The organism is Pseudomonas sp. B21-056, from assembly GCF_026016325.1.
Lineage (GTDB): Bacteria > Pseudomonadota > Gammaproteobacteria > Pseudomonadales > Pseudomonadaceae > Aquipseudomonas.
The window spans coordinates 5768059-5787746 of record NZ_CP087203.1; the positions used below are offsets into that span (position 1 = coordinate 5768059).

Annotated in this window: 17 protein-coding genes; 14 read left to right on the plus strand and 3 right to left on the minus strand. The window is 60.4% G+C overall.

Features of this window, described 5'->3' with window-relative positions; all coding sequences use genetic code 11:
* The first annotated feature begins 73 nt into the window (after positions 1-73).
* The 11 genes from LOY67_RS25230 (at position 74) to LOY67_RS25280 (ending at position 14155) form a co-directional block, all read left to right on the plus strand.
* A complete protein-coding gene (locus tag LOY67_RS25230) occupies positions 74-2872 on the plus strand; it encodes an LPS-assembly protein LptD (RefSeq protein ID WP_265064895.1) in 2799 nt (932 codons plus the stop codon).
* Positions 2847-4169 (plus strand): peptidylprolyl isomerase SurA, encoded by a 1323-nt coding sequence (surA, locus tag LOY67_RS25235; protein ID WP_265064896.1) that lies wholly within the window; start codon positions 2847-2849, stop codon positions 4167-4169. Before LOY67_RS25230 ends, surA begins: the two co-directional genes overlap by 26 nt.
* Positions 4166-5155 (plus strand): 4-hydroxythreonine-4-phosphate dehydrogenase PdxA, encoded by a 990-nt coding sequence (gene pdxA, locus LOY67_RS25240; RefSeq protein WP_265064897.1) that lies wholly within the window; start codon positions 4166-4168, stop codon positions 5153-5155. Before surA ends, pdxA begins: the two co-directional genes overlap by 4 nt.
* Positions 5152-5970: a 16S rRNA (adenine(1518)-N(6)/adenine(1519)-N(6))-dimethyltransferase RsmA gene (gene rsmA, locus LOY67_RS25245; RefSeq protein ID WP_139640597.1), complete on the plus strand. Its 819-nt coding sequence runs from the start codon at positions 5152-5154 to the stop codon at positions 5968-5970. The genes pdxA and rsmA overlap by 4 nt, the downstream gene beginning before the upstream one ends.
* 108 nt (positions 5971-6078) lie before the next feature.
* Positions 6079-6459 (plus strand): Co2+/Mg2+ efflux protein ApaG, encoded by a 381-nt coding sequence (gene apaG / locus LOY67_RS25250; RefSeq protein WP_265064898.1) that lies wholly within the window; start codon positions 6079-6081, stop codon positions 6457-6459.
* The gene (locus tag LOY67_RS25255) at positions 6459-7337 is read left to right on the plus strand and encodes a symmetrical bis(5'-nucleosyl)-tetraphosphatase (RefSeq protein ID WP_265064899.1); all 879 of its coding nucleotides are present in this window, start codon (positions 6459-6461) and stop codon (positions 7335-7337) included. Before apaG ends, LOY67_RS25255 begins: the two co-directional genes overlap by 1 nt.
* 30 nt (positions 7338-7367) lie before the next feature.
* Complete coding sequence (glpE, locus tag LOY67_RS25260) at positions 7368-7697, plus strand: thiosulfate sulfurtransferase GlpE (protein WP_265064900.1); 330 nt, start codon at positions 7368-7370, stop codon at positions 7695-7697.
* Between the two features lie 300 nt (positions 7698-7997).
* Entirely contained in the window at positions 7998-9920 is a 1923-nt protein-coding gene (locus LOY67_RS25265) for a PrkA family serine protein kinase (RefSeq protein ID WP_041023943.1), read from the plus strand.
* Between the two features lie 111 nt (positions 9921-10031).
* Complete coding sequence (locus tag LOY67_RS25270; protein WP_265064901.1) at positions 10032-11303, plus strand: YeaH/YhbH family protein; 1272 nt, start codon at positions 10032-10034, stop codon at positions 11301-11303.
* Positions 11300-12865, plus strand: a complete 1566-nt coding sequence (locus LOY67_RS25275) for a SpoVR family protein (protein WP_265064902.1) — start codon at positions 11300-11302, stop codon at positions 12863-12865. The genes LOY67_RS25270 and LOY67_RS25275 overlap by 4 nt, the downstream gene beginning before the upstream one ends.
* Before the next feature lie 63 nt (positions 12866-12928).
* Positions 12929-14155: a multifunctional CCA addition/repair protein gene (locus LOY67_RS25280; protein WP_265064903.1), complete on the plus strand. Its 1227-nt coding sequence runs from the start codon at positions 12929-12931 to the stop codon at positions 14153-14155.
* A gap of 108 nt (positions 14156-14263) precedes the next feature.
* On the opposite strand, the gene folK is transcribed toward LOY67_RS25280, so the two are convergent.
* Entirely contained in the window at positions 14264-14791 is a 528-nt protein-coding gene (gene folK, locus LOY67_RS25285; RefSeq protein ID WP_265064904.1) for a 2-amino-4-hydroxy-6-hydroxymethyldihydropteridine diphosphokinase, read from the minus strand.
* A complete protein-coding gene (gene folB, locus LOY67_RS25290) occupies positions 14782-15135 on the minus strand; it encodes a dihydroneopterin aldolase (RefSeq protein ID WP_258628587.1) in 354 nt (117 codons plus the stop codon). Before folB ends, folK begins: the two co-directional genes overlap by 10 nt.
* Positions 15136-15209: 74 nt before the next feature.
* On the opposite strand from folB, the gene plsY reads away from it, so the two are divergent.
* Positions 15210-15779 (plus strand): glycerol-3-phosphate 1-O-acyltransferase PlsY, encoded by a 570-nt coding sequence (plsY, locus tag LOY67_RS25295; protein WP_265064905.1) that lies wholly within the window; start codon positions 15210-15212, stop codon positions 15777-15779.
* 5 nt (positions 15780-15784) lie between these two features.
* Here plsY and tsaD read toward each other — a convergent pair whose 3' ends face one another.
* Positions 15785-16810 (minus strand): tRNA (adenosine(37)-N6)-threonylcarbamoyltransferase complex transferase subunit TsaD, encoded by a 1026-nt coding sequence (tsaD, locus tag LOY67_RS25300; RefSeq protein ID WP_265064906.1) that lies wholly within the window; start codon positions 16808-16810, stop codon positions 15785-15787.
* A 199-nt stretch (positions 16811-17009) separates the two neighbouring features.
* On the opposite strand from tsaD, the gene rpsU reads away from it, so the two are divergent.
* Positions 17010-17225 (plus strand): 30S ribosomal protein S21, encoded by a 216-nt coding sequence (gene rpsU, locus LOY67_RS25305; RefSeq protein ID WP_002551877.1) that lies wholly within the window; start codon positions 17010-17012, stop codon positions 17223-17225.
* A 478-nt stretch (positions 17226-17703) separates the two neighbouring features.
* On the plus strand, positions 17704-19662 hold the full coding sequence (gene dnaG / locus LOY67_RS25310) for a DNA primase (protein WP_265064907.1): 1959 nt from the start codon (positions 17704-17706) through the stop codon (positions 19660-19662).
* The last annotated feature ends 26 nt before the right edge of the window (positions 19663-19688 follow it).

Consider the following 19688-nt stretch of genomic DNA (forward strand, 5'->3'; position numbering starts at 1 on the left):
CTTTTTCAGACCATCGAGAGGCGTGCGGCCCACACCGCGGGCAGATGGCACGCAGGAAGCCCGGACTAATAAGATGGCATTGAAATCCCCCGCGTTTCGTAGAAAATTCCCGTTGCTGGTCACCGGCAGCCTGCTGGCCCTGCAACCCCTGGCCTCTTCATTCGTTGTCGCGGCGCAGCAGTATGACTGCTCCGTCTCCGCTTCGGGTGCCTGGGACTGTTCCCCCAAGACACCGGCCGCCGCATTGCCACCGCGTCCGGTGCATGAAGGCAGTGCCGTTGCCGACAGCGGCGACACTCCGGCCGGTAGCAATTCGGTTGAAGCAGCCGGCGACAAGCCGGTGCTGGTCACCGAAGCCAAGGGCCGCGGCCTGAAGTCGCGCAGTGCAGACTACAGCCACCTGGATTGGGTTCCACGGGAGAACCTCACCCCTGCGCAATTGGCCGAAACCGGCCCTTATTGCTCCGGTGCCTATATCGAGCCGACCCGTCCTGGCATGAATGACAAGACGGCCAAGAGCGACGCCCCCACCTTCCTCGGCGCCAAGGCTTCACGCTACGAGCAGGAGCAACAGGTGGCGACCCTGGCCGGTGACGTGGTCATGCGCCAGGGCAGCATGCAGGTCGAGGCGGACGAAGCCAGTCTTTACCAAGCCGAGAACCGTGGCGAGCTGAGCGGCAATGTGCGGGTCCGCGACAACGGCGCACTGATCGTCGGCGACCACGCCGATGTCCAGCTGGACACCGGCGAAGCCAAGGTCGACAACGCCGAATACGTGATGCACAAGTCGCGTATCCGCGGTAACGCGCTGTACGCCAAGCGTGCCGAAAACGCGATCATCCGCCTCAAGGACGGCACGTACACCACGTGCGAACCGAACAGCAACGCCTGGACGCTCAAGGGCAACAACATCACCCTGAACCCGGCCACCGGCTTCGGTACCGCGACCAACGTGACGCTGCGGGTCAAGGACATCCCGGTCCTCTATACACCTTATATCTACTTCCCGATCGACGACCGTCGCCAGTCCGGCTTCCTGCCACCGACTATCGGCAGCGGCAGCGACACCGGCTTCCTGTTGGTCACCCCGTACTACTTCAACCTGGCACCGAACTACGACGCCACGTTGTATCCGCGCTACATGAGCAAGCGCGGCCTGTTGATGGAAGGCGAATTCCGTTACCTGACCAAGTCCAGCGAAGGTCAGTTCGGCGCTGCGTACCTCAACGATGAAGAGGACGAGCGCGCCAAGCAGTCCGACTACAGCAAGACCCGCTACATGTACAACTGGCAGCACAAGGGCGGGCTGGACTCGCGCGTGCTGACGGAAGTCGACTACACCAAAATCAGCGACCCGTATTACTTCCAGGATTTGCAGACCGACCAGATCGGTGTCGAATCCAGGGATTACGTGAACCAGCAGGGTGCAGTCAGCTATCGCGGAGATAACTACACGGCGCGGGTGAATGCCCAGGCGTATCAGATGGCGACGATCTCGAAGATCACGCCGTATAACCGCCTGCCGCAGATCACCTTCAACGGCACCCTGCCACAGCATCCGTATGGGCTGGATTTCGCCTACAAGACGGAGGCGGTGCGGTTTGATCGTAATTTGCGAGACGGCCTCTACAGCGATGAAGACGGCGTCACGACGCCGTGGCTGGATACCCGGGTCTGGGGCCTTGCCCGCGCAAATGGTAATCGCCTGAATCTGGCACCGGTCGTCAGCCTGCCGATGAACGCAAGCTATGGCTATATCAAGCCGTCGCTCAAATACCAGTACACCCAATATGACCTCGACCTTGATGGTGAGGGCAAGTCGGACATCGCCGGGCAGACTGCCGAACAAGACCGCCTGCGAGGCACCTACAGCAGCAGCCAGAGCCGTGGAGTGCCAATCGCCAGCATCGACAGCGGCCTGTATTTCGACCGCGACACGCAGTGGTTCGGTACCAACTACCGTCAGACGCTGGAGCCTCGCCTGTTCTATCTCTACGTACCGGAGAAAGATCAGAGCGACATTCCCGTGTTCGACACCAGCGAATCGACCTTCAGCTACTCCTCGCTGTTCCGGGACAACCGCTTCACCGGTTCCGACCGCGTCGGCGACGAGAACAAGTTGTCCCTGGGCGTGACCAGCCGCTGGATCGAAGAAAACGGTTTCGAACGTCAGCGCGTCAGCGTCGGCCAGGCCCTGTACTTCAAGGATCGCGAAGTCCAGTTGCCAGGCATCGACTTCAAGACCCGCGAAGACGCCAAGTCGAACGTGTCTCCGTACGCCCTGGAATACGAATTCCGCTGGAATCGCGACTGGCGCACCACTGCCACCTATAACTGGGACCCGGACACCCACAGCCCACGCTCGGGCAGTGCGATGTTCCACTATCAGCCGGAAGACAATCCGAACAAGGTCATCAACGCCGGTTATCGCTATCGTAACGACCAGGTCCGTTATGACGAGGCCACCGGTACATGGCAAGTGGGTGGCGGCGACTACGGTACCCCGGGCACACCTGGCTACGTGAAGGACTACTACAAGATCAAGCAGCACGATTTCTCGGTCATCTGGCCGATCGTGCCACAGTGGAACGCTATCAGCCGTTGGCAGTATGACTACAACCGCAACCGTACCCTGGAAGCCTTCGGCGGTTTCGAATACGACAACTGCTGCTGGAAACTGCGCCTGATCAACCGTTACTGGGTCGACTACGAAGAGTTTAGTCAAGCCGCCCCGGAAAACGAAAAAGGCGACCACGGCGTCTTCCTCCAAATTGTCCTGAAGGGACTCGGCGGCCTCACCGGCGCCAAGGTAGAGAGCTTCCTCGACAAAGGCATCCAAGGTTATCGTGAACGTGAAGACCAAGCTTTCTGATTGTCTGCGCCCGCTGATGCTGGGCGCGCTGTTCCTGGGTACCGCGGCCAACGCCGCGGTACAGTCCATCGATAAAGTGGTGGCCATCGTCGATAACGACGTGGTCATGCAGAGCCAGCTGGACCAGCGCGTCCATGAAGTGCAGCAAACCATCGCCAAGCGCGGCGGCGGCCTGCCACCGCCGGGCGTGCTGGATCAGCAAGTGCTCGAACGCCTGATCGTCGAAAACCTGCAATTGCAGATCGGCGAGCGCTCCGGCATCCGCATCACCGACGAAGAGCTGAATCAGGCCGTCGGTACCATTGCCCAGCGCAACAACATGACCATCGACCAGTTCCGCGCTGCATTGGCTCACGATGGCCTGTCCTACGATGACGCCCGTGACCAGATCCGCCGCGAGATGATCATCAGTCGCGTGCGCCAGCGTCGGGTGGCTGAACGCATCCAGGTTTCCGAGCAGGAAGTGAAGAACTTCCTCGCTTCCGACCTGGGCAAGATGCAGCTTTCCGAAGAACTGCACCTGGCGAACATCCTGATTCCTACCCCGGAAAGCGCGAACTCCGAAGCCATTCAGGGCGCTTATCGCCAGGCAATGGATGTCTACCAGCAGCTCAAGCAAGGTGCCGACTTCGGTCAACTGGCCGTCGCCCGCTCAGGCAGTGAAAACGCCCTGGAAGGCGGCGACATGGGCTGGCGCAAACCTGCACAACTGCCGCCTCCATTCGACCGCGAACTGAGCGCCATGGCAGTAGGCGACATTACTCAACCTGCCCGTACTCCCGGCGGTTTCATTATCCTGAAGGTGCTGGAGAAACGCGGTGGCGGTACCCAGGTGCGTGACGAAGTACATGTTCGCCACATCCTGATCAAACCCAGCGAAATTCGCAGCGAAGCCGAAACCAAGCGTCTGGCGGAGAAGCTCTACGACCGCATCGAGGCGGGCGAAGACTTCGCCGAACTGGCGAAGAGCTTCTCGGAAGACCCGGGATCGGCCCTCAACGGCGGCGACCTGAACTGGGTTGACCCGAACGCACTGGTGCCCGAGTTCCGCAAAGTCATGGCCGAAACGCCACAGGGCCAACTGTCCAAGCCGTTCAAGAGCCCTTATGGCTGGCATGTACTGGAAGTCCTTGGCCGTCGCGCCACCGACAGCACCACCCAGGCCCGCGAACAACAGGCAATGACAGTACTGCGTAACCGCAAGTACGACGAAGAGCTGCAAACCTGGTTGCGTCAGATCCGCGACGAAGCCTACGTTGAAATCAAACTCCCTGGTGCAGACCAGGCAGCGCAGTGAAACCCAAGCGTTTCGCGCTGACGCCCGGCGAGCCTGCCGGCATTGGTCCCGACCTGTGCCTGCTGCTCGCCGCGCAACCCCAGCCACATCCCCTGATCGCCATCACCAGCCACGACCTGCTCCTTGAGCGGGCCGTGCAGTTGGGGGTGGCTGTCAACCTGCTGCCGGTGATGCCTGGCGCCTGGCCGGATGTCCCGGCGCCGGCCAATAGCCTGTATGTCTGGGATACGCCTTTGGGCGCCCCCGTCATCACCGGGCGGCTGGACAAGGCCAACGCCGGCTTCGTCCTGGAAACCCTGACCCGTGCCGGCCAGGGCTGCCTGGATGGCACATTCGCCGGCATGATCACCGCACCGGTGCACAAGGGCGTGATCAACGAGTCCGGTATCGCCTTTTCCGGGCACACCGAATTCCTCGCGGACCTGACCCACACCGCACAGGTGGTGATGATGCTCGCTACCCGTGGTCTGCGCGTGGCCCTGGTGACCACTCACCTGCCCTTGCGGGACATTGCCGACGCCATCACCTCGGAACGCCTGGAGCGGGTCACGCGGATACTGCACGCCGACCTGCAGGGAAAGTTCGGCATCGCCCACCCACGCATCCTGGTCTGCGGACTCAACCCCCACGCCGGTGAAGGCGGACATCTGGGTCGCGAAGAAATCGACATCATTGAACCTACATTGGAGCGCTTGCGCAGCGAAGGCATGAACCTGCATGGCCCGCTGCCCGCCGACACTCTGTTTACCCCCAAATATCTGGAGCACTGCGACGCGGTGCTGGCGATGTACCACGACCAGGGGCTGCCCGTGCTGAAGTTCAAAGGCTTCGGTGCGGCAGTCAACGTGACCCTGGGCCTGCCGATCATCCGCACTTCGGTGGACCATGGCACCGCCCTGGACCTGGCCGGCAGCGGCAAGATCGATACCGGCAGCCTGCAGGTCGCGCTGGAAACCGCCTACCAGATGGCCGAGACCCACTTATGACCGAGCAATACCAACACCGCGCGCGCAAGCGTTTCGGCCAGAATTTCTTGCATGACGCCGGCGTGATCGATCGCATCCTGCGCTCCATCAACGCCAAGCCCGACGACCGCATGCTGGAAATCGGACCGGGCCAGGGCGCCCTGACCGAGGGTCTGCTTGGTAGCGGCGCGCAATTGGACGTCGTGGAGCTGGACAAGGACCTGGTTCCGATCCTCAATCAGCAATTCGCCGGCAAGAGCAACTTCAACCTGCACCAGGGCGACGCGCTGAAGTTCGACTTCAACAGCCTGAACGCCGCGCCGAACAGCCTGCGGGTCGTGGGTAACCTGCCGTACAACATCTCCACGCCACTGATCTTCCACCTGCTGAGCAATGCCGGCCTGATTCGCGACATGCACTTCATGCTGCAGAAGGAAGTGGTCGAACGTCTCGCCGCCGGTCCTGGCGGTGGCGATTGGGGCCGTCTATCGATCATGGTCCAGTACCATTGCCGGGTCGAACACCTGTTCAATGTCGGCCCAGGGGCATTCAACCCACCACCGAAGGTCGACTCGGCCATCGTCCGCCTCGTACCCCATGCCGTACTGCCCCACCCGGCCAAGGATCATCGCCTGCTGGAGCGGGTGGTACGCGAAGCCTTCAACCAGCGGCGCAAAACCCTGCGCAATACATTGAAGTTGCTGCTTAGCAGCGCCGAAATCGAAGCCGCAGGCGTCGATGGCAGCCTGCGTCCCGAGCAGCTGGATCTGGCGGCCTTCGTGCGCCTGGCCGACAAGCTCAGCGAGCAGGCCGCACCGAAAGCCGAGGCCATCTGACGGACGACGGCCGTCTCGGGTGGGACGCCCCTCTGGTTTACTACCCGATACTTGGCCTAGACTGATCCCTTCAGCCACGCCCGCGTCCCGCTTCTAAGGCCCTTTTGCATGTCCGATCCTCGTTATCAGGTCGACGTCAGCGTCACCACCCGTTTCCTGGCAGAACAGTCGCAACCCGAACATAACCGTTTCGCCTTCGCCTACACCATTACCGTGCGCAACAACGGCTCGCTGCCGGCCAGGCTGCTGTCGCGGCACTGGGTCATCACCAATGGCGACGGGCATGTCGAAGAGGTGCGTGGCGAGGGCGTGGTCGGCCAGCAACCGCTGATCGACGCCGGAGACAGCCACAGCTACAGCAGCGGTACCGTGATGACGACCCGGGTCGGCACCATGCAAGGTACCTATCAGATGCTGGCCGAGGACGGCAAACGCTTTGATGCGGTCATCAAGCCCTTTCGCCTGGCGGTGCCTGGAGCCTTGCACTGATGGCTACCTATGCGGTCGGTGATCTCCAGGGCTGTCTCACCCCACTCAAATGCCTGTTGGAGCGGGTTGCCTTCGACCCGCAGAAAGACACGCTGTGGCTGGTAGGCGACCTGGTCAACCGCGGTCCGCAATCGCTTGAGACGTTGCGCTTTCTCTTCAGCATCCGCCAGTCGCTGGTGTGTGTGCTCGGCAATCACGACCTGCACCTGCTGGCCGCCTGGCAGAACGTCGAGCGCCTGAAAAAAACCGACACCCTGAAAGAAATCCTCGACGCCCCCGACTGCACCGAGCTGCTTGAATGGCTGCGCCAGCAAAAGCTCATGCACTACGACGAGCAGCGCAACCTGGCGCTGGTACATGCTGGCATCCCGCCTCAATGGTCCCTGCGCAGGGCGCTCAAATGCGCCGAGGAAGTCGAACAGGCGCTGCGCGACGACAACCTGTTCGGTCCCTATCTGGATGGCATGTACGGTAACGATCCGGTCAAATGGGACAATGACCTCAACGGCGTGACGCGCCTTCGGGTCATTACCAATTACTTCACCCGCATGCGTTTCTGCACCCGCGATGGCAAGCTCGACCTCAAGGGCAAGGAAGGCATCGAGACCGCACCACCCGGCTATGCGCCCTGGTTCAAGCACAAGGAGCGCAAGACCCGTCACCTGAAAATCGTTTTCGGCCACTGGGCAGCGCTGCAAGGCGAATGCGACGAACCAGGAGTCTTTGCCCTCGACACCGGCTGCGTGTGGGGCGAAGCGATGACACTGATGAACGTTGATACCGGCGAACAACTGCGTTGCGACTGCGACGAACAGGGCCACGCCAAACCCGATCACCACCCGACCATTGCATCATCGCCGACCGGCACCGCCGTCTGATCGACGCCTGGCCTGCCACAGGAGCCCTCCATGACTGAATTCAAACGCATTCCCCCGGAACAAGCCCAGGCCCTGCGGGAGCACGGCGCGGTTGTCGTCGACGTCCGCGACACCGCCACTTTTTCCGCCCTGCACATCAGTGGGTCCAAGCATCTGGACAACCACTCCCTGCATGATTTCATTACCAACGCCGACCTCGATGCGCCGGTCGTTGTCGTTTGTTATCACGGCAACTCCAGCCAGAGCGCAGCCGCCTACCTGGTCGGCCAGGGCTTCACCGACGTCTATAGCCTGGATGGTGGTTTTGAACTCTGGCGCACGACTTATCCGTCAGAAACGGCGCAAGGCTCCCACGAATAATTTTTTACACCGTCTCAAACCCGCGTGAACCGCGGGCTTGAGCGACAGCAGACGAACGGTCTGCCATAACTTATTACGCATTCCACCTGTGCCTCTCCGATTCCGAACTATTCTTAGCCTCAGGCCATCCAAAACAGGGGAGAGCCGGTACACCGGCGCGCGGATCATCGGGAGTCAGTTTTCAGGGACCTTCATCCTGGAAGCATTCTGGGGGGATAAACGGCAACTGGGTTCCCAGCGGCTGACCAGCAACGACTGATTGATCCGACACCGGCTCCACGTATCGAGCGAGGTGACGTCATGAGTATTTTTAGCCACTTCCAGCAACGTTTCGAGTCCACGCGGCAGGAGGAGTACTCGCTGCAGGAATACCTCGAACTCTGCAAGCAGGACCGCAGTGCCTACGCATCGGCTGCGGAGCGTCTGTTGCTGGCAATCGGAGAACCCGAACTGCTGGATACCTCGACCAACTCGAGGCTGTCGCGGATCTTCTCCAACAAGGTGATACGCCGCTATCCGGCCTTTGAAGACTTCCACGGCATGGAAGAATGCATCGACCAGATCGTGTCCTATTTCCGCCATGCAGCCCAAGGCCTGGAGGAGAAGAAGCAAATCCTCTATCTACTTGGTCCGGTGGGTGGCGGTAAATCGTCCCTGGCCGAAAAACTCAAGCAGTTGATCGAGAAAGTACCCTTCTACGCAATCAAGGGCTCACCGGTGTTCGAATCGCCCCTGGGGCTGTTCAACGCCACCGAGGACGGCGCGATCCTCGAGGAGGACTTCGGCATTCCACGCCGCTACCTCAACACCATCATGTCGCCATGGGCCACCAAGCGTCTGGCCGAGTTCGGCGGCGACATCAGCCAGTTCAAGGTGGTCAAGCTCTACCCATCGATTCTCAACCAGATCGGGGTAGCCAAGACCGAACCGGGTGACGAGAACAACCAGGACATTTCGGCCCTGGTGGGCAAGGTCGATATCCGCAAGCTGGAAGAATTCCCACAGAACGATGCCGATGCCTACAGCTACTCGGGCGCGCTGTGCCGGGCCAACCAGGGCCTGATGGAATTCGTCGAGATGTTCAAGGCGCCCATCAAGGTGCTACACCCTTTGCTGACTGCCACCCAGGAAGGCAACTACAACAGTACCGAGGGCCTGGGGGCGATTCCGTTCAGCGGCATCCTGTTGGCCCACTCCAACGAGTCGGAATGGCACACCTTCCGCAACAACAAGAACAACGAAGCGTTCATCGACCGGATCTACATCGTCAAGGTACCGTACTGCCTGCGGGTCACCGACGAGGTGAAGATCTACGACAAACTGCTGTTCAACAGCTCACTGGCCAAGGCCCACTGCGCCCCTGACACTCTGAAGATGCTGGCCCAGTTCACCGTGCTGTCGCGTCTCAAGGAGCCGGAAAACTCCAACATCTATTCGAAGATGCGGGTGTATGACGGTGAAAACCTCAAGGACACCGATCCGAAGGCCAAGTCGATCCAGGAATACCGCGACAACGCGGGGGTCGACGAAGGCATGAACGGCCTGTCCACGCGTTTCGCGTTCAAGATCCTGTCCAAGGTCTTCAACTTCGACCCCCACGAAATCGCCGCCAACCCGGTTCACCTGTTGTACGTGCTGGAGCAGCAGATCGAGCAGGAGCAGTTCCAGGCCGAAACCCGTGAGCGCTACCTGCGTTTCCTCAAGGAATACCTGGCCCCGCGTTATATCGAGTTCATTGGCAAGGAGATCCAGACTGCGTACCTGGAGTCCTACAGCGAGTATGGCCAGAACATCTTCGACCGCTACGTGCTGTACGCAGACTTCTGGATCCAGGACCAGGAATACCGCGACCCGGAAACCGGAGAAATCCTCAACCGTGTAGCGCTTAACGAGGAACTGGAAAAAATCGAGAAGCCGGCAGGCATCAGCAATCCGAAGGATTTCCGCAACGAAATCGTCAACTTCGTGCTGCGGGCGCGGGCCAACAACAACGGCAAGAACCCCACCTGGCTCAGCTACGAAAAGCTGCGGGTGGTCATCGAGAAGAAAATGTTCTCCAACACCGAGGACCTGTTGCCGGTCATCAGCTTCAATGCCAAGGCCAGCAAGGAGGACCAGCAAAAACACAACGACTTCGTCACACGCATGGTCGAACGTGGCTACACCGACAAACAGGTACGGCTGCTTTCCGAATGGTATCTGCGGGTCCGGAAATCGCAGTGAGGCAGTGAAGCGGCAAGCTTCAAGCCATGGGCTGCAAGGGCGCTCACCGTCCTTGTGCCCACGGCTTGCAGCTTGAAGCTGGGAACTTGAAGCTGCCCCGGAGGGCTCCCCATGAGCTATGTGATCGACCGACGCCTCAATGGCAAGAACAAGAGCACGGTGAACCGTCAGCGATTCCTGCGGCGCTATCGTGACCACATCAAGAAAGCCGTCGAAGAGGCGGTCAGCCGCCGTTCCATTACCGACATGGAACATGGCGAACAGATCAGCATCCCCGGCCGCGACATCGACGAGCCGGTGCTTCACCACGGCCGCGGTGGCAAACAGACCGTCGTGCACCCCGGCAACAAGGAATTCACCAGCGGCGAGCACATCCCCCGCCCACCGGGTGGAGGCGGTGGCAAGGGGCCCGGCAAGGCCGGTAACTCCGGCGAGGGCATGGACGAGTTCGTGTTCCAGATCACCCAGGAGGAGTTCCTGGAGTTCATGTTCGAGGACCTGGAACTGCCAAACCTGGTCAAACGCAACCTGACCGGCACCGACACCTTCAAGACCGTACGCGCCGGTATCAGCAACGAAGGCAACCCGTCACGCATCAACATTATCCGCACGCTTCGCTCGGCCCATGCCCGGCGCATCGCCCTGTCCGGCAGCAGCCGGGCGAAACTGCGCGAGGTCAAGGAGGAGCTTGCCCGTCTCAGACGCGAAGAACCGGACAATTTCGGAGACATTCAGGACCTGGAAGCGGAAATCGAGAAACTCAGCGCCAGAATCCACCGGGTACCGTTTCTCGACACCTTCGACCTCAAGTACAACCTGTTGGTCAAGCAGCCAAACCCTAGCTCCAAGGCCGTGATGTTCTGCCTGATGGACGTGTCCGGCTCCATGACCCAAGCCACCAAGGATATCGCCAAGCGATTCTTCATCCTGCTGTACCTGTTCCTCAAGCGGAACTACGACAAGATCGACGTGGTGTTCATCCGCCACCACACCAGCGCCCGGGAGGTGGACGAAGAAGAGTTCTTCTACTCCAGGGAAACCGGCGGCACCATCGTCTCCAGCGCCTTGAAACTGATGCAGGAAATCATGGCCGAACGTTATCCGGCCAACGAATGGAACATCTACGCAGCCCAGGCGTCCGACGGAGACAACTGGAACGACGACTCCCCCATCTGCCGTGACATTCTGATCAACCAGATCATGCCGTTCGTCCAGTACTACACCTATGTGGAAATTACGCCACGGGAACACCAGGCCCTGTGGTATGAATACGAACGCATCGCCGAAGCCTTTTCCGACACGTTTGCGCAACAGCAACTGGTCTCGGCCGGGGACATCTACCCGGTCTTCCGTGAACTCTTCCAGCGCAGGTTAGTGACATGACCGCCAAAAAAGAGCAGAAGCGCCAGCCCATCTCCACCGGCTCCGAATGGACGTTCGAGCTGATCCAGGCCTACGACCGCGAAATCAGCCGTATCGCGGACCGTTATGCCCTCGACACCTACCCCAACCAGATCGAGGTGATCACCGCCGAACAGATGATGGACGCCTATGCGTCGGTCGGCATGCCGCTGGGTTATCACCACTGGTCCTATGGCAAGCACTTCCTCAGTACCGAAAAATCCTACAGCCGCGGCCAGATGGGACTGGCCTATGAGATCGTGATCAATTCCGACCCCTGCATCGCCTATCTGATGGAAGAAAACACCATCTGCATGCAGGCACTCGTTGTGGCGCATGCGTGCTACGGCCACAACAGTTTTTTCAAGGGCAACTACCTGTTCCGCACCTGGACCGATGCCAGTTCGATCATCGATTACCTGGTGTTCGCCAAGCAGTACATCATGCAGTGTGAGGAGCGCCACGGCATTGATGCCGTGGAAGACCTCCTGGACTCCTGCCATGCCCTGATGAACTACGGGGTGGATCGCTACAAGAGGCCGTATCCGATTTCCGCCGAAGAAGAACGCCGACGCCAGAAGGACCGTGAAGAACACCTGCAAAAGCAGATCAATGACCTGTGGCGCACCATTCCCAAGGGTGCCGACAAGTACAGCGAGAAGGACAACGCGCGTTTTCCCGCCGAACCCCAGGAAAACATTCTCTACTTCATCGAAAAACACGCACCGCTGCTGGAACCGTGGCAGCGCGAAATCGTGCGCATCGTGCGCAAGATTGCCCAGTACTTCTACCCACAACGTCAGACCCAGGTCATGAACGAGGGGTGGGCCACATTCTGGCACTACACGCTGATGAATGACCTGTATGACGAAGGCCTGGTCACCGACGGTTTCATGATGGAGTTCCTGACGTCCCACACCAGCGTGGTGTTCCAACCCGGATTCGACAGCCCCTATTACAGCGGCATCAACCCCTATGCGCTGGGTTTTGCCATGTACCGCGACATACGACGCATGTGCGAAGACCCCACCGAAGAGGACCGTCGCTGGTTTCCGGAAATTGCCGGCTCGGACTGGTTATCCACCATCAAATTCGCCATGAGCAGCTTCAAGGATGAGAGTTTTATCCTGCAGTACCTCTCGCCCAAGGTGATCCGCGACCTGAAACTGTTCAGCATCCTCGATGACGACCAGAAGGACGACCTGCTGGTGCCCGCCATTCATGATGAAGGCGGTTATCGCATCATCCGCGAGACCCTGGCAGCACAGTACAACCTAGGCAACCGCGAGCCTAACGTGCAGATCTACAGCATCGACCGCCGGGGAGATCGCTCGCTGACCTTGCGTCACCAGGCGCACAATCGCAAACCGCTGGGCGACTCCACCGATGAAGTACTCAAGCACCTGCATCGCCTGTGGGGTTTCGACATTCACCTGGAAACCCTGCAAGGCGACCAGGTCATGAAAACCCACCATGTCCCCCCCCGAAACGAACAGACCGAAGGCGATTACGGCCGCCTGGACCTGGCCGTCATCCATCTTTGATCCCGTTTTCGCCTCCGTTGACCCGACGCAAAGGTTATCCTGTCGGATCAACGGAGGTTTTTTATGCAGATCTATAAAGTCGGCGGCGCCGTTCGCGATCGCCTGCTGGGCATCCCCGTCGCCGACATCGACCGGGTCGTGGTGGGTGCCACCGCCGAGGAAATGCTCGCCAAGGGCTTTCGTCCTGTGGGCGCTGACTTTCCTGTATTTCTGGACCCGAACACGGGCGAGGAGTACGCCCTCGCCCGCACGGAACGCAAAAGCGGCCGCGGCTATGGCGGTTTCGTGTTCCATGCCAGCCCTGAAGTGACCCTCGAGGAAGACCTGGTTCGCAGGGACCTGACGATCAACGCCATGGCGGAAGATGATCATGGCAAGCTCACCGATCCCTACCATGGCCAACGCGATCTTGAAGCCCGCTTGCTGCGCCACGTTTCTCCGGCGTTTGCCGAAGATCCCCTCCGAGTCCTACGGGTTGCCCGCTTTGCCGCCCGGTATGCACCACTGGGTTTCAAGGTGGCGGACGAGACCCTGGCGTTGATGCGCCAGCTCAGCGATTCCGGCGAACTGGAAGCATTGACCGCCGAGCGCAGCTGGAAGGAAATTTCCCGCGCCCTCATGGAAAGCCAGCCACAGGTGTTTATCCAGGTCCTGCGCGACTGCGATGCCCTCAAGGTCCTGATGCCCGAGGTCGATGCGCTATTCGGCGTGCCGCAACCCGAAGCCCATCACCCGGAAATCGATACCGGCGCCCACACCCTGCGTGTGCTGGAACAGGCCGCCCTGAATCAACAACCGCTGACGGTCCGCTGGGCCTGCCTGCTGCATGATCTGGGAAAAGGCCTGACTCCCGAGCACGAATGGCCGCGACACATCGCCCATGAGCACAAGGGATTGAAACCGATCAAGGCGGTCAACGAGCGCTTCAAAGCGCCACGCGACTGTCAGGAGTTGGCGTTATTGGTTGGCCAATATCACACCCATGGTCATCGTGCGCTTGAATTGAAAGCGTCCACCTTGCTCGAATTGCTACAGAGCTTTGATGTATACCGCCGCCCCCAGCGCTTCGAAGAGTTTATCGCGGCCTGCGAAATGGATGCCCGAGGCCGCAAAGGCTTGGAAAACCGAAGTTATCCACAGGCGGACTATCTGCGAGGCGCAGCAGCGGCAGCGCGCGGGGTGGCGGTACAGCCATTGCTGGAGAAAGGCTTCAAAGGGCCGGAGCTGGGGGAGGCAATCAAGCGCGAGCGGCTCAGGGCGTTGAAAGCGTACAAGGAGGCGGCGAACTGACAGTAGTCATTTGCCTGTTCAGTCAGGCTCGCGCCCCCAGAATTAAGGCGGACCCTGATATCCGGTTCAACCACGAACACTGTGGGAGCGAGCCTGCTCGCGATGGCGTCAGGAAGACCGCAGCAATTCTGAAGACGTAAGCTGCTCGCCCCGCCACTCAAACGCCACTGGCGCCAGCACCTGATCAATCTGCGCCTCATCCCACAACGTGGCGAAACTCTTGCCTACGCCCGGATGAATACGATCGGGTGCAATCAACGACAATGGCCACAGGACAAAAGCATTTTTCAGGATTTCCGCCCGCGGCAGAGTCAAGCCATCGAAGTTGCCGACCTGCTCTCCATACAACAACACGTCGATATCCAGCGGCAGGCCCTTGCGGCCCGGTGCATAACGACCATTGTCCGCCTCGATGCACTTGAGACGACGGTCCAGCTCCATCAGTGGCAGATCCGTGAAGGCCGACACGACGAAATTGAAGAAAGGACCACTCTTGATGCCCACCGGCTGGCTCTCGAACACCGCCGAACAGCGGATATCCACCAGAAAGCCCGCCAGGGCTTCAAGCCCCGCGCATAAATGGGTTTCGCGCTCGATATTGCTGCCGAGCCCGAGAAAAACCTGTGTCAGCGACATCCGCGCTCGATCTCCACACCCACCCCGCTGGCCGCCGGAACCGCACCAGGCTTGGTCACTTTCAGACGCAGCCAGGTAATCTTGAACTCGTCCATCAACTCCTGGGCCAGCCGCTCGGCGAAGGTCTCGACCAACTGGAACCGGGCCTGCTCGGCAAATGCCTGGATGCGCGACGAGACACTGGCGTAATCGAGCGCCAGATTCAGGTCATCACCCGCGGCGGCCGGGCGGTTATCCCAGGCGAAACTCAGATCGAGCCGCAGGCACTGTCGGATGTCTCGCTCCCAGTCGTAGGCACCGATTACCGTGTCGACTTCCAGGCCCTCGATAAACACTCTGTCCAAGCACTCTTCTCCGCAGCACGACAAGGGCGCAATGCGCCGTTAGAATCAGGGCGTCCTCGCCCGGAATAGTTAGCATGTTTTGGTTACTGGCGGTCCTCGCCTACCTGCTCGGCTCGCTGTCCTTCGCCATTGTGCTCAGCCGCCTGACGGGGCATCCCGATCCGCGAATGAGTGGCTCAGGCAATGCCGGCGCCACCAACATGCTGCGCCTGGCCGGACGCAAACTTGCCGTCCTGACCCTGCTCGGCGACCTCTGCAAAGGCCTTGTGCCGGTATTGATCGCCAGCCTTGCAGGGCTTTCGTTGCAGCAACAGGCCTGGATCGGCGTCTGCGCTGTCATCGGTCATCTGTTCCCGCTGTACTTCCGCTTTCGTGGCGGCAAGGGTGTCGCCACCGCCGCCGGGATGCTGCTGGGCCTGTATCCGCCCGCCGCGCTGCTGGCCGTCGCCGCCTGGCTGCTGATGTTCTACCTGACCCGCACCAGCTCACTGGCCGCACTGATCGCCACCCCGCTGACCCTGCCGTTGCTGGCCTGGCAGGAGCCCGAGGCCCTGGTGCCGATGACCGCACTGGTGGCGCTGATCGTCTGGCGCCACCGGGGCAATCTACGCGACCTGTTCGCCGGGCGCGAACGACATTTCTAAATACTTCACAACGGCGACAACTGCTCCATCGGCCAGCGCGCCTGCACGCTGATCGCCAGGCTTTCGTGCTGGCCGGCCTGCAGGCGCTGACAGCCCGCATAGGCGATCATCGCGCCGTTATCGGTGCAGAATTGCGGCCGAGCGTAGTAAACGTCGCCCTTCATGTCGCCAAGCATTTTTTCCAGTGACACCCGCAGGGCCTTGTTCGCACTCACACCACCGGCGATGACCAGGCGCTTGAGCCCGGCCTGTTTGAGGGCGCGCTTGCATTTGATGGTCAAAGTCTCCACCACGGCCTGCTGGAACGCCAGCGAGATGTCGCAACGGGCTTGCTCATGGTCGCCCCCGGCGCCAACGCACTGCTGCCAGGTGTTCAGGGCGAAGGTCTTCAGGCCGCTGAAACTGAAATCCAGACCCGGCCGGTCGCACATCGGCCGAGGAAACACGAAACGCCCTTCAACCCCTTGGGTCGCAAGCCGTGCGATTTCCGGCCCTCCCGGATAATTGAGGCCCATCATCTTGGCGGTTTTGTCGAAAGCTTCGCCGGCAGCATCGTCCAGGCTTTCACCCATCAGCTCGTACTGACCGATACCGTCGACCCGGACCAGTTGCGTATGGCCGCCGGAAACCAACAAAGCGACGAACGGAAACGCCGGTGGCTGCGGCTCCAGCATGGGCGCCAGCAGGTGGCCTTCCATGTGATGCACGCCCAGGGCCGGGATGCCCCAGGCAAAGGCCAGCGCCTGGGCACAGGAAGCCCCTACCAGCAACGCACCCACCAGGCCCGGGCCGGCGGTATAGGCGACAGCATCGATCTCGGTCGGCACACAGCCGGCTTCGGCCAGTACCTGCCGGATCAGCGGCAGCATGCGCTTGACGTGATCGCGAGAGGCAAGCTCGGGCACCACGCCGCCGTAGGCGCGGTGCAGGTCGATCTGACTGAACAGCGCATCGGCAAGCAGGCCGCGTTCACTGTCGTAGAGCGCGACGCCGGTTTCGTCGCAGGACGTTTCTAATCCCAGTACTAGCATGGGTTTGCGCCTTGTGGAGGCTGAATTCGAAGGCGCGCATAATAGTCGCCACGTGGTGCCCCGACCAGCGGTTTTCGATCAGAGGCTTTGCATTCCTGGCGTTGAGGGGTTAACATCCGCAACCCTTAAAAACCGACGTCTTCAAGTGCTCTTTTGCCGCGAGGATGTTGACCCCGGTAATGAATGAAGGTAGCTCTGGATGCCAGCCGTCAAAGTAAAAGAGAACGAACCCTTCGACGTAGCTCTGCGTCGTTTCAAGCGCTCCTGCGAAAAAGCCGGTGTTCTGGCTGAAGTTCGTAGCCGCGAATTCTACGAGAAGCCGACTTCCGAGCGTAAGCGCAAAGCAGCAGCCGCTGTTAAGCGTCACGCCAAGAAAGTTCAGCGCGAACAGCGCCGCGCCGTACGTCTGTACTAATACACAGACGTTCGTAGCAAGCTTCTGCCAAGCCCGGCCTTCAAGCCGGGCTTATGGCATTTGCGGAATAACGCTTGATGCTTCACTGTCAAAGCCGCAGACGCGACCGAGACAACCGCTTCATCACGTCAGACCTGGCTCTTTTGCCAGCGGTGCACGTCTCTTCTGACGAGCCTTCCAAGGCTACTGACGAGCACACCCTGATTCCTCTAACGACGATCAGCCCATGGCACCTGCTTGCGTGCCCGCTCGATGAGCTATCCGAGGCCTGACCGGCCGTTACCGGATTCAGCGCAACATATTCAAACAGTCGAATACTGATGGTAATTAACGTCAGTGGATTATCGGCAGATACACTTCCCGACAGCAATGATGCAGACAACCCGGTCGAGCCACCGTTTACAGTGTCTCAAGACCAGGACCCGGTTACGCCTGCTGATTCCGGGCCCCTATTTCGCGCAGTGATGATGAGAACGCCATGGCCGGGCTGATTCCCCAGAGCTTTATTGACGACCTCCTGAACCGCACCGACATCGTCGACGTGGTCAGCTCTCGCCTGCAAATGAAAAAGGCCGGCAAGAACTACACCGCCTGCTGTCCGTTCCACAAGGAAAAGACCCCGTCCTTCAGCGTCAGCCCCGACAAGCAGTTCTATTATTGCTTTGGCTGCGGCGCTGGCGGCAATGCCCTCGGCTTCATCATGGACCACGACAACCTGGATTTCCCCCAGGCTGTCGAAGAACTGGCCAAAGCCGCCGGCATGGAAATCCCTCGCGAGGAAAGCGGTCGGGCGCACAAGCCACGCCAACCCACTGACTCGCCGCTCTATCCGCTACTGACCGCGGCGGCTGATTTTTATCGCCAGGCCCTGAAAAGCCATCCGGCCCGCAAGGCCGCAGTGGATTATCTCAAGGGTCGCGGCCTGACCGGCGAGATCGCCCGGGACTTCGGCCTCGGCTTCGCACCGCCCGGCTGGGACAATCTGTACAAGCACTTGAGCAGCGACACGCTGCAGCAGCGCGCCATGATCGACGCCGGCCTGCTGATCGAGAACGCCGAAACCGGCAAGCGCTACGACCGTTTCCGGGACCGGGTCATGTTCCCGATCCGAGACACGCGCGGGCGAATCATCGCCTTCGGCGGCCGCGTCCTGGGCGACGACAAGCCCAAGTACCTGAACTCCCCGGAAACCCCGGTATTCCATAAGGGCCAGGAGCTGTACGGCCTGTATGAGGCCCGCAAGAACAACCGCAACCTTGACGAGATCATCGTCGTCGAAGGCTACATGGACGTCATCGCCCTGGCCCAGCAAGGCCTGCGCAATGCCGTTGCGACGCTGGGCACGGCCACCAGCGAAGAGCACATGAAGCGCCTTTTTCGCGTCGTGCCCAGCGTGCTGTTCTGCTTCGACGGCGACCAGGCCGGCCGCAATGCTGCCTGGCGCGCACTGGAAGCCACGCTGCCATGCCTGCAGGATGGCCGTCGGGCGCGCTTTCTGTTCCTGCCCGAAGGCGAGGACCCGGACACCCTGGTGCGCTCCGAAGGCACCGACGCGTTCCGTGCGCGGATCAACCAACACGCGCAACCATTGGCCGATTATTTTTTCCAGCAGTTGACCGAAGAAGCCGATCCACGCTCCCTCGAAGGCAAGGCCCACATGGTCACCCTCGCGGCACCGCTGATCGACAAGGTACCCGGCGCCAACCTGCGCACACTGATGCGCCAGCGCCTGACCGAAATCACCGGCCTCAACAGCGAAGCGCTCAACCAACTGGCCCATAGCGCCCCGGCGGAGGCACCGCCGGCGTACGACCCGGGCATCGACTACGACGCGGTGCCGGATTTCGCCGACTATCATCATCCTCAGCAGGACTATGCGCCGCAGCAAGAGTGGACACCGAAAAAAACCGGCAGCGGCGGCAAGAAATGGGACAAGAAACCCTGGGACAAGAACGGCAAGCGCGGCGATCGCGACCAGCCACGTGCCCCACGCGTGCCGGCCGCCGTCGAACCACCAACACTGGCCGCGCTGCGTACCTTGCTGCATCACCCGCAACTGGCTGAAAAAGTCGAGGACGCGGGGCACTTCGCCGCCGAGGACCACAGCAATACGCAATTGCTGATCGCACTTCTCGAAGCCGTGCAGAAGAACCCCCGGCTAAACTCTTTCCAGCTGATCGCACGCTGGCATGGCACCGAGCAGGGGCGCCTGTTGAAGGCCTTGGCCGAGAAGGAATGGCTGATTGAAGGAGACAACCTTGAACAACAGTTTTTCGACACCATTACTAGCTTGTCCGCCCGCCAACGCGAGCGAAACCTGGAACAACTTCTGCGAAAAGCTCGCCAGAGCGAGCTGACCAGCGAAGAGAAAAACCAATTGCGCGACTTACTCAACCGCAATGTTTGCGCATCAAACCCGACCTCAACTGGCGCGTGAGGTCACAGCTCAGGTATAATCCTCGG

Coding starts and splice junctions, on each gene's coding strand:
- LOY67_RS25230 (WP_265064895.1), top strand. CDS start 74: ATGGCATTGAAATCCCCCGCGTTTCGTAGAAAATTCCCGTTGCTGGTC.
- rsmA (WP_139640597.1), top strand. CDS start 5,152: ATGACCGAGCAATACCAACACCGCGCGCGCAAGCGTTTCGGCCAGAAT.
- apaG (WP_265064898.1), top strand. CDS start 6,079: ATGTCCGATCCTCGTTATCAGGTCGACGTCAGCGTCACCACCCGTTTC.
- LOY67_RS25255 (WP_265064899.1), top strand. CDS start 6,459: ATGGCTACCTATGCGGTCGGTGATCTCCAGGGCTGTCTCACCCCACTC.
- glpE (WP_265064900.1), top strand. CDS start 7,368: ATGACTGAATTCAAACGCATTCCCCCGGAACAAGCCCAGGCCCTGCGG.
- LOY67_RS25265 (WP_041023943.1), top strand. CDS start 7,998: ATGAGTATTTTTAGCCACTTCCAGCAACGTTTCGAGTCCACGCGGCAG.
- LOY67_RS25270 (WP_265064901.1), top strand. CDS start 10,032: ATGAGCTATGTGATCGACCGACGCCTCAATGGCAAGAACAAGAGCACG.
- LOY67_RS25275 (WP_265064902.1), top strand. CDS start 11,300: ATGACCGCCAAAAAAGAGCAGAAGCGCCAGCCCATCTCCACCGGCTCC.
- LOY67_RS25280 (WP_265064903.1), top strand. CDS start 12,929: ATGCAGATCTATAAAGTCGGCGGCGCCGTTCGCGATCGCCTGCTGGGC.
- folK (WP_265064904.1), bottom strand. CDS start 14,791: ATGTCGCTGACACAGGTTTTTCTCGGGCTCGGCAGCAATATCGAGCGC.
- plsY (WP_265064905.1), top strand. CDS start 15,210: ATGTTTTGGTTACTGGCGGTCCTCGCCTACCTGCTCGGCTCGCTGTCC.
- tsaD (WP_265064906.1), bottom strand. CDS start 16,810: ATGCTAGTACTGGGATTAGAAACGTCCTGCGACGAAACCGGCGTCGCG.
- rpsU (WP_002551877.1), top strand. CDS start 17,010: ATGCCAGCCGTCAAAGTAAAAGAGAACGAACCCTTCGACGTAGCTCTG.
- dnaG (WP_265064907.1), top strand. CDS start 17,704: ATGGCCGGGCTGATTCCCCAGAGCTTTATTGACGACCTCCTGAACCGC.